The sequence below is a fragment of the Novosphingobium organovorum genome, assembly GCF_022832435.1.
Lineage (GTDB): Bacteria > Pseudomonadota > Alphaproteobacteria > Sphingomonadales > Sphingomonadaceae > Novosphingobium > Novosphingobium organovorum.
Window position 1 is genome coordinate 1 of sequence record NZ_JALHLF010000122.1, and the last position, 9595, is coordinate 9595.

The 9595-nt window shown below is 67.9% G+C and carries 8 protein-coding genes; all 8 read left to right on the forward strand.

The genetic code is table 11. The features are described 5' to 3' along the window. The coding region (locus MTR62_RS18280; protein ID WP_244023633.1) for an FtsW/RodA/SpoVE family cell cycle protein at nt 1-1086 on the forward strand (1086 nt) is incomplete at its 5' end. Continuing rightward, a complete protein-coding gene (gene murG / locus MTR62_RS18285) occupies nt 1083-2363 on the forward strand; it encodes an undecaprenyldiphospho-muramoylpentapeptide beta-N-acetylglucosaminyltransferase (RefSeq protein WP_244023635.1) in 1281 nt (426 codons plus the stop codon). The genes MTR62_RS18280 and murG, both read left to right, overlap by 4 nt. Then, on the forward strand, nt 2360-3835 hold the full coding sequence (murC, locus tag MTR62_RS18290; RefSeq protein ID WP_244023637.1) for a UDP-N-acetylmuramate--L-alanine ligase: 1476 nt from the start codon (nt 2360-2362) through the stop codon (nt 3833-3835). Before murG ends, murC begins: the two co-directional genes overlap by 4 nt. Beyond that, on the forward strand, nt 3832-4770 hold the full coding sequence (gene murB / locus MTR62_RS18295; protein ID WP_244023639.1) for a UDP-N-acetylmuramate dehydrogenase: 939 nt from the start codon (nt 3832-3834) through the stop codon (nt 4768-4770). Before murC ends, murB begins: the two co-directional genes overlap by 4 nt. Further along, nucleotides 4767-5762, forward strand: coding sequence for a D-alanine--D-alanine ligase (locus MTR62_RS18300; protein WP_244023641.1), 996 nt, complete (start codon nt 4767-4769; stop codon nt 5760-5762). Before murB ends, MTR62_RS18300 begins: the two co-directional genes overlap by 4 nt. Then, nucleotides 5759-6697 carry a cell division protein FtsQ/DivIB gene (locus MTR62_RS18305; RefSeq protein ID WP_244023642.1) on the forward strand — a complete coding sequence of 313 codons (939 nt, stop codon included), beginning with the start codon at nt 5759-5761 and terminating at the stop codon, nt 6695-6697. The genes MTR62_RS18300 and MTR62_RS18305 overlap by 4 nt, the downstream gene beginning before the upstream one ends. 34 nt (nt 6698-6731) lie before the next feature. Continuing rightward, nucleotides 6732-8012, forward strand: coding sequence for a cell division protein FtsA (ftsA, locus tag MTR62_RS18310; protein ID WP_244023644.1), 1281 nt, complete (start codon nt 6732-6734; stop codon nt 8010-8012). 207 nt (nt 8013-8219) lie between these two features. Beyond that, the coding region (ftsZ, locus tag MTR62_RS18315) for a cell division protein FtsZ (RefSeq protein WP_244023646.1) at nt 8220-9595 on the forward strand (1376 nt) is incomplete at its 3' end.

A 9595-nucleotide genomic window follows, 5' to 3' on the forward strand; every position in this document is an offset into this window, starting at 1 on the left:
GTGCTGATCCTCATGGGCATCGGCTCGATCGCGGTCGCGGCGGGCTCGCCCGCCAGCGCGCGGCGCCTGTCGACCGCCAAGCAGCGCCTGCCCGACCTCTACTTCTTCTACATCCACATGCGCTGGCAGCTGCTGGGGCTCTGCGGGATGTTCTGGGCCTCAAGCCTCCCGCGCGAGGCCGCGCGCCGTTTCGGCGTGCTGATCGCGGGCGCGATGTTCGCCGCGCTGTTCCTCGTCCCCGTCGTCGGCCACGAGGTCAACGGCGCCAGGCGCTGGCTGCAGTTCGGGATTTCGCTCCAGCCGTCCGAATTCCTCAAGGTGGGCTGGCCGATCCTGCTCGCCTGGGTGCTGTCCTGGCGCGCGCGCGATCCCAACATTCCCGTCGTCGCGCTGTGCTTTGCGCTGATGGCGGTGCTCGCCGCGCTGCTCATGCTTCAGCCCGACTTCGGCTCGACGATGCTGTTTTCGGGTACGTTCCTCGTCATGGTGCTGCTCTCGGGCTTCGACATGCGGCGCATGGGCATGTTCGCAGGCGTCGGCGTGGTGCTGCTGGTCCTGATGTATTTCACCTATGAGAACGGGCGCAATCGCATCGACAGCTTCCTGTTCGGGGGCAGCGCGTTCGACCAGGTGGACCTTGCCCAGCGCACGCTGCTCAACGGCGGGTGGACCGGGCAGGGGTTCTGGATGGGCGTGCGCAAGATGGCGCTGCCCGAAGCGCACACCGACTATATCTTCTCGGTCATCGGCGAGGAGTTCGGCTTGCTGTCCTGCGTGGTCATCGTGGGTCTCTACCTGGCATTCCTGACCCGCGTGCTGCTGCGCCTGGTCGATGAGGAGGACCTGTTCACGGTGCTCGCCGCGGCGGGCATCGCGGCGCAGTTCGGCGGGCAGGCGTTCATCAACATCCTCGTCAATCTTCAGCTTTTCCCGTCCAAGGGCATGACGCTGCCGCTCATCAGCTACGGTGGTTCGTCGACCGTGGCGCTGTGCCTGACGATGGGTCTGCTGCTGGCGATCACGCGGCGCAATCCCTTCATCCAGCGCGAGCCCTTTTCCCTGCGTTCTACCGGAGACCTTTCATGAGCGGGCCTTCGCGCCACTACGTCCTGGCGGCCGGCGGCACCGGCGGCCACCTCATCCCCGCCTTCGCGCTTGCCGCCGAACTGCACGCGCGCGGCCACCACATCGCGCTGATCACCGACGAGCGCGGGGCCAAGATCCCCGGCAAGCCCGAGTATCTGACCACCCATGTCCTGCCGCAAGGGCGCATCGCGGGCAGGAACCCGCTGGGCTGGCTCAAGGGCGCGCGCGGCGTGCTGCGCGGCCGGTCGATGGCCAAGCGCCTGTTCGAGAGTTTCCAGCCGAGCGCGGTTGTGGGCTTTGGTGGCTATCCCTCGCTGCCCACCATGCTCGCGGCGAGCGCGATGAAGGTGCCCAGCGTCCTGCACGAGCAGAACGCGGTGCTCGGCCGGGTCAACCGCTACTTCGCCGGGCGCGTCGATGCGATCGCCACCCCGTGCGAGGATGTCGACTTTCTCGATCGCAAGTACGCCGCCAAGGTCACGCTGGTCGGCAACCCGGTGCGCGAGGAGGTGCTGGCGCTGCGCGAGGAGCCGTTCCCCGAATTCGGTGAGGACAGCCTGTTTCGCATCCTCGTCACCGGCGGCAGCCAGGGCGCGCGGATCCTGAGCCAGGTGATCCCCGAGGCGCTGGCCATGCTGCCCACCGCCTTGCGCTCGCGCCTGCAGGTGATCCAGCAGTGCCGGCCCGAGGACATCGAGGCGGTGCGCGAACGCTACGCCGTCCACGGCATCCCCGCCGAACTCGCCACTTATTTTGAGAACATGGCCGAGCGGCTGGCGGGCGCGCACCTGTTCATCGGCCGCTCGGGTGCTTCGACCATCGCCGAGCTGACCGCCGTGGGGCGGCCCGCGATCCTCATCCCGCTGCCCTACGCCATGGACGATCATCAGGTCGCCAACACGCGTGAGATCGTCGCGGCGGGCGGGGCGCGGGTGATCCGCCAGCCCGCGGTGACCACCGAGGAGCCCGAGGCGATCGCCGATCTCGACAAGCGCAACGCGCTGCTTCGCGAACAGGGCGCGATCTTCGGCAAGATGGCCAAGGACGTGTGCCAGCAGATCCAGGCCATCGCGCAGAACCCTCAGACGCTTGCCAACGCGGCGCACGCGGCGTGGAACTGCGGCTACCCCAGGGCCGCGAGCGACCTTGCCGATCTGGTCGAGAGTTTTGGCGCGGCCCCGCTCATGGACGTGCTGCGCGTGGTGCCCGAAGGCACCGCGAGCGCGACCGGCGGCGAGGCGCTGGCGCGCCGTCTGAACACGGAGATTGCACAGTGAAGGCCGTCGGCACCGATATCGGCACCATTCATTTCGTCGGCATCGGCGGTATCGGCATGTCGGGCATCGCCGAAGTGATGCACAACCTGGGCTATTCGGTACAGGGTTCGGACATCGCCGAAAGCTACGTGGTCGACCACCTGCGCGAACGCGGGATCACGGTCATGATCGGCCACGCGGCGGACAACGTGAACGGCTCCTCGGTGGTCGTCACCTCGACCGCGGTGCGCCGCACCAACCCCGAAGTCGCCTACGCGCTCGAACACCGCATCCCGGTGGTGCGCCGCGCCGAAATGCTGGCCGAACTGATGCGGCTCAAATCCACCGTCGCCATCGCGGGCACGCATGGGAAGACGACGACGACCTCGCTTGTCGCCGCCCTGCTCGATGCCGGCGGGGTCGATCCCACGGTCATCAACGGGGGCATCATCAACGCCTACGGTTCGAACGCGCGCATGGGCGAGAGCGACTGGATGGTGGTCGAGGCCGACGAGAGCGACGGTTCGTTCCTGCGGCTCGACGGGACCATCGCGGTCGTCACCAACATCGATCCCGAGCATCTCGATCACTACGGCTCGTTCGACAAGGTCAAGGACGCCTTCGTCGAATTCATCGAGAACGTGCCGTTCTACGGCGCGGCGCTGCTGTGCATCGATCACCCCGAAGTGCAGGCGATCATCCCCAAGGTGCGCGACCGCCGCGTGGTGACCTACGGCTTTTCCGCGCAGGCCGACATTCGCGGCGAGAACGTGACCCCGGTGCCCGGCGGCAACCGCTTCGACGTGGCGCTGCGCCAGCGCGACGGTTCGTTCGAGCGGATCGAGGGCATCGAACTGCCCATGCCCGGCCGCCACAACGTGCAGAACGCGCTGGCCGCGATCGGCGTGGCGATCGAGATGGGGATCGACCATGCGGTGATCCAGCATGGCTTTGCCCAGTTCGGCGGGGTCAAGCGCCGCTTCACCAAGGTCGGCGAAATCGACGTGTCGGGAACGCCGGTTCCGGTGATCGACGACTATGGCCACCACCCGGTCGAAATCCGCGCCGTGCTCGCCGCCGCGCGCGAAGGGGTGAAGGGCCGCGTCATCGCGGTGGCCCAGCCGCACCGCTTCACGCGCCTGCGCGATCACATGGCCGACTTCGAAAGCGCCTTCAACGACGCCGACATGGTCTTCATCGCCCCGGTCTACGCCGCGGGCGAGGACCCGATCGAGGGCGTCGACGCGGCGCATCTGGTCCAGGGGCTCAAGGCGCGCGGCCACCGTTCGGCGCAGGAAATCGCCGGGCCCGACGCGCTCGCCGAAGCGCTCGCCCCGATCCTGCTGCCCGGCGACATGGTCGTGTGCCTGGGCGCGGGCGACATCACCAAGTGGGCCGCCGGGCTGGCGGCGGCGGTGAGCGCGAAGCGGGGTGGAGATGATTACGCTGCTTGGGTCAAAAATAATGTAAAACTGAGGCCGCGCGGCGCATGAGCGGGACGGACGCCTTGCTTCCCCCGGTGAACGGCAAGCTGACGGCGAACGCGCCGCTGGCTCCGCTCGTCTGGTTCAAGGCGGGCGGCGCGGCGCAGTGGCTGTTCGAGCCGAAAGACACCGCCGATCTTCAGGCCTTCCTCGCCGCGCTCGATCCGGCGATGCCGGTCATGGCGCTGGGGCTGGGCTCGAACATGATCGTGCGCGACGGGGGCGTGCCGGGCGTTGTCGTGCGTCTGGGCAAGCCCTTTGCCAAAGTGACCGCGCTCGATGACGTGACGCTTGAATGCGGCGGGGGGGCGAGCGGCATTCTCGTTTCCTCGACCGCGCGCGACAAGGGCATTGCGGGGACCGAGTTCCTGCGCTCGATACCGGGCACGGTGGGCGGTTTCGTGCGGATGAACGGCGGCGCCTACGGGGGCGAGGTCAAGGACATCCTCGTATCCTGCGACGTGGTGCTGCGCTCGGGCGAACGGGTGACGCTGGCGAACGAGGAGCTTGGCTACACCTACCGCCATTCGACCCTGCCCGAAGGCTGCGTGGTGGTGGCCGCGCGGTTCAAGGGCCGCCCCGGCGATCCGGCGGCGATCCAGGCCGAGATGGACCGTATCTCGGCCAGCCGCGAAGCCAGCCAGCCGCTGCGCTCGAAGACCGGCGGGTCGACCTTCAAGAACCCGCCGGGCCATTCGGCGTGGAAGCTGGTGGACGAGGCGGGCTGCCGGGGCTTGCAGATCGGCGGCGCGCAAGTCTCCGAAAAGCACACCAATTTCCTCCTCAACACGGGTGAGGCCACCGCCGCCGAGATCGAAGCGCTCGGCGAGGAAGTGCGCCGCCGGGTCAAGGAAAGCTCGGGCGTGACGCTCGAATGGGAAATTCAGCGCGTCGGCGAGTTCGCCCGGACGCCCGACGATCAACGAGTAGGTATTTCAAAGTGACCCTTGCCAAGCTCCACGTCGCCGTCCTGATGGGCGGCTGGTCGAACGAACGCCCCGTCTCGCTGATGAGCGGCGAGGGTGTGGCCAAGGCGCTCGAAAGCAAGGGCCACCGCGTCACCCGCATCGACATGGGCCGCGACGTTGCCGAAGTGCTTGCCGAGACGCGCCCCGACGTGGTGTTCAACGCGCTCCACGGCGCGCCGGGCGAGGATGGCACGGTGCAGGGCCTGATGGACCTGATGGGCCTTACCTACACCCATTCGGGCCTCGCCACCTCGGTCATCGCGATCGACAAGGAGCTGACCAAGCAGGCGCTCGTCCCCCACGGCATCCCGATGCCCGGCGGGCGCGTGGTGGACACCGCGAGCCTGTTCGAAAAGGACCCGCTGCCGCGCCCTTACGTGCTCAAGCCGGTCAACGAAGGGTCCTCGGTGGGCGTGGCGATCGTCACCGCCGAGGGCAACTACGGCAACCCGATCTCGGCCGAAGCCAAGGGGCCCTGGCAGGAGTTCGACCAGCTGCTGGCCGAACCCTACATTCGCGGGCGCGAGCTGACCACGGCGGTAATCGGCGGTCCGAACACCGGCGAGCGCGCGCTGCTGGTGACCGAACTGAAACCCAAGTCGGGCTTCTACGACTTCGATTCCAAATATACCGACGGCATGACCGAGCACGTCTGCCCGGCCGAAATTCCCGACGAAATCACCCAGGCGTGCAAGGCCTATGCGCTGCGCGCGCACCAGCTGCTCGGCTGCAAGGGCACCAGCCGCTCGGATTTCCGGTGGGACGATACGCAAGGCGTCGAAGGGCTGTTCCTGCTCGAAACCAACACCCAGCCGGGCATGACCCCGCTCAGCCTCGTGCCCGAACAGGCCAAGGCCTGCGGGATCGACTACGCCGACCTTGTCGAGATGATCATCGCCGAAGCGCTGGCCGACGCGCAAAAGGCGGCCGCCAAGAAGGCCCCCACGCAAGAGGCCGGGGCCAAATGAGCACCACGATCAAGCGCAAGGGGCGCACCGCGCGCAAGGCGGCGAGCGCGCAGGGCAACCGCGCGCGGATGCGCAGCGCCAAGGCGACCGGGGGCAGCGCGATCGACATGGCGATGGGCTGGCTGCCGTTTTCCGAGCGCCAGCTCCAGCGCCTGTTCGTGCTCATCATCCTGGCCGCGGGCGCGGGGCTGGTCTGGCTGCTGGCCTCGGCCGCGGGGCTGCCCGTGCTGGCCGAGCAGCGCTTTGCCTTCATCTCGCAGGAAGCCGGGTTCAAGGTGCAGCACATCGAACTGCGCGGCATCAAGAACATGAACCAGTACGCGGTCTACGAACGCGCGCTCGAACAGAAGACCCGCGCGATGCCGCTGGTCGATCTCGACGCGCTGCGCGCCCAGCTGCTGGCGCTGCCCTGGGTCCAGGACGCGCGCGTCTCGCGCCAGCTGCCCTCCACGCTGGTGATCGACATCGTCGAGAGGAAGCCCATCGCGGTGCTGCGCAAGGCCGATACCTACGCGCTGATCGACGAGACCGGCCACGAACTCCAGACGATCGACCGCAAGGATACCCGGGGCAAGCTCATCGTCTCGGGCGAAGGCGCAGGCCAGCAGGTGCTCCAGCTCCAGCACCTGCTCGACGCCGCGCCCGCGCTCAAGCCGCGCGTCCACGAGGCGCAGTGGGTGGGCAACCGGCGCTGGAACCTGGTGTTCGAGACCGGCCAGGTGCTCGCGCTGCCCGAAGGCGCGCAACCTTCGGCCAGCGCGCTCGTTACCTTCGCGCGGCTCGACGGGACCAACCGCCTGATCGGGGGCAAGGCGATCGCCATCGACATGCGCGCACCCGACCGGGTGTACCTGCGCGTGCCCGATGGCGAGCCGCAGGAAGTGTCGACGAAGACCGGCGCGGTCGCGCTGGCCTCGGGTGGGGGCGAGGAATGAACGGGGCAAGTGTCATGACGGAAAAGCGGCGCTGATGGCAGGCCCGCGCATCAGCCGCGTGTTCGGCGCGGTCAACATCGGCTCGTTTCGCGTCTCGGCGATCATCGCGGGGATTTCGGAGAACGGCGATCTCGTCGTGCTCGGCTCGGGCCACCGCGCCAGCCAGGGGATCAAGCGCGGTTACGTGACCGACATGGCCGCGGCGACCTATGCCGTGCGCGATGCGATCGAACGCGCCGAACGCATGGCCGACGTTTCCGTCCAGAAAGTGTGGATCGGCTGTTCGGGCGCGGGGCTGGCCAGCCGGTTGCAGCCGTTCGATGCCGAAATCGGCGGGCGCCGGATCGAGCAGGAGGACATCGACCAGCTGCTCGTCGCCGCGCGCGACGCGATCCAGCCCGACGGGCGCATGGTGCTGCACGCGCAGCCCGCGCAGTACCGGCTCGACGGCGCGCACGGGGTGGGCGATCCGGTGGGCCTGCACGCCGAGCGTCTGGGCGTCGACATCCACGTCATGCTGGCCGACGGCGCGCCGATCCGCAATCTGACCGAGGCGGTGCAGAGCGCGCACCTCGAAGTCGAGGCGGTGGTCGGCTCGCCGATCGCGGCCGGGCAGGCCTGTCTTTCGCCGGAAGAGCGCGATCTGGGCGTCGCGCTGGTCGAATTCGGCGCCGAAGTCACCAACGTCTCGCTCTACGCGGGCGGGATGCTGCGCGACATGGTCTCGATCCCGATGGGCAGCGCGGACATCACCGACGCCATCGCCTCGGCCTTCGGCATCCGGCGCTACCAGGCCGAGCGGCTCAAGTGCGTCAACGGCTCGGCGATCGCCAGCCCGCACGACCACCGCGAGATGATTCCCGTCAACGCGCCGGGCGAAGAGGGCACCGGCCCGATCGCCCGCCACGCCGACGACAAGAACCGCATCCCGCGCGCCGAACTGATCGGGGTCATCACCGGCCAGCTCGGGATGCTCATGGAAGAGGTCAACAAGGCCTTGAAGGCGATGCAGTTCTCCAGCCATCGCGGCAAGCAGGTGGTGTTTACCGGGGGCGGCGCCGAACTGGTGGGCCTCGCCGATTACGCGCAGGCCGCGATCGGGCGGCCGGTGCGCATCGGGCGCGTGCCGCATCTTTCGGGTCTGGCCGAAGCCCACCTCAAGCCGGGTTTCTCGACGTTGACGGGTCTGGTACTCTACGCCTCGAACGATCCGGTCGATATTCGCAGCTTCGCGCGCCGTCAGCAGCGTACCGTGAAGCTGGGATGGAGTGGAATGGCTGTACGTATCGTACAGGCATTGAAGGAATATTTTTGAAGTACTGGTGGCGCATCCGGTTCTGGTGTCCGATTTGGGACACCCGGACGGGACGTGGCTGCGCTGCGACGGGTGCCGGGATCGGCCGCAAAAGGGCGGTTTTGGCTGTGGACAACGAATTGCTATCCTTTGCTTCGATGAGTCGAAGCGTGCAATCAGGATGGTCAAGGAATATTTTGACGCGCATGTGTCTGGCAGGAGTCACAAATGAGCATTAACATCGGACTGCCGACGATCGACGAACTTCGCCCGCGTATCGTCGTCATCGGCGTAGGCGGCGCCGGCGGCAATGCCATCGCCAACATGATCCAGGCGCAGATCGAAGGGGTCGACTTCGTCGTCGCCAACACCGACGCGCAGGCCCTCAACAACTCGATCGCGGAAACCCGCATCCAGCTCGGCCACGAGATCACGCAGGGCCTCGGCGCCGGCGCACGCCCCGAAGTGGGCCGCGCGGCGGCGGAGGAATCGCTCGACGAGATCGGCCAGATGCTCGAAGGCGTGCACATGCTGTTCATCGCGGCGGGCATGGGCGGGGGCACCGGCACGGGCGCCGCGCCGATCATCGCCAAGGCCGCGCGCGAGAAGGGCATCCTGACCGTGGGCGTGGTTTCCAAGCCGTTCCTGTTCGAAGGCACGCGCCGTATGCGCGCGGCCGAATCGGGCATCGAGGAACTGCAGAAGAACGTCGATACGCTCATCGTCATTCCCAACCAGAACCTGTTCCTCATCGCCAAGGCAGAGACGACCTTCAAGGAAGCCTTCCAGCTTGCCGACGAAGTGCTCCAGCAGGGCGTGCGTTCGATCACCGACCTGATGATCATGCCCGGCCTCATCAACCTGGACTTCGCCGACGTGCGCTCGGTCATGGGTGAGATGGGCAAGGCGATGATGGGCACCGGCGAGGGCGAAGGCCCCAACCGCGCGCTCGAGGCGGCCGAACAGGCGATCGCCAATCCTTTACTGGACGGTGTCTCGATGCAGGGCGCCAAGGGCGTCATCATCTCGATCATCGGCGGCGAGGACATGAAGCTGCTCGAAGTCGACGAAGCGGCCAACCACATCCGCGAACTCGTCGATGCCGACGCGAACATCATCTGGGGTTCGGCCTTCAACCCCGACCTCGACGGCAAGATCCGCGTCTCGGTCGTCGCCACCGGCATCGAGCAGACCGCCGAGCAGGCCGACACCGCGCCGCGCCCGATGGCCATCGGCTCGGGCCGTGGCCCGGTACGCCCCGCGATGCAGGTTCCGGCCTCTGCCGCACCCGCACCCGTGCAGGCCCCCGCGCCGAGCCCGGTCGCGCCTTCCTCGCCGTCCGAGCCTTTCGTGCTGAACACGCCCGCCCCGGCTCCGGTCGCGCCGCCCGCACAGCCTTACGTGCCCGAGCCCTTCACGCCTTCGGCCGAACTGGAACTGGACGCATCGGACGAGCTGGGCGAGGATGACGGCGGCGCCAGCGAACCGCCCTACGCCAGCCTCTCGGGCTCGCGCTCGATGCCGTTCGGCTCGCGCCCGGTGCCCCGTGCGCAGGACGAACTGTTTGCCAGCGATCCGCGCGCGGCAGCCCCGGCACCCGCGCC

Excerpts from the sequence above, each read along its gene's own strand:
- murG (WP_244023635.1), top strand. The coding sequence starts at position 1,083 with ATGAGCGGGCCTTCGCGCCACTACGTCCTGGCGGCCGGCGGCACCGGC.
- murB (WP_244023639.1), top strand. The coding sequence starts at position 3,832 with ATGAGCGGGACGGACGCCTTGCTTCCCCCGGTGAACGGCAAGCTGACG.
- MTR62_RS18305 (WP_244023642.1), top strand. The coding sequence starts at position 5,759 with ATGAGCACCACGATCAAGCGCAAGGGGCGCACCGCGCGCAAGGCGGCG.
- ftsA (WP_244023644.1), top strand. The coding sequence starts at position 6,732 with ATGGCAGGCCCGCGCATCAGCCGCGTGTTCGGCGCGGTCAACATCGGC.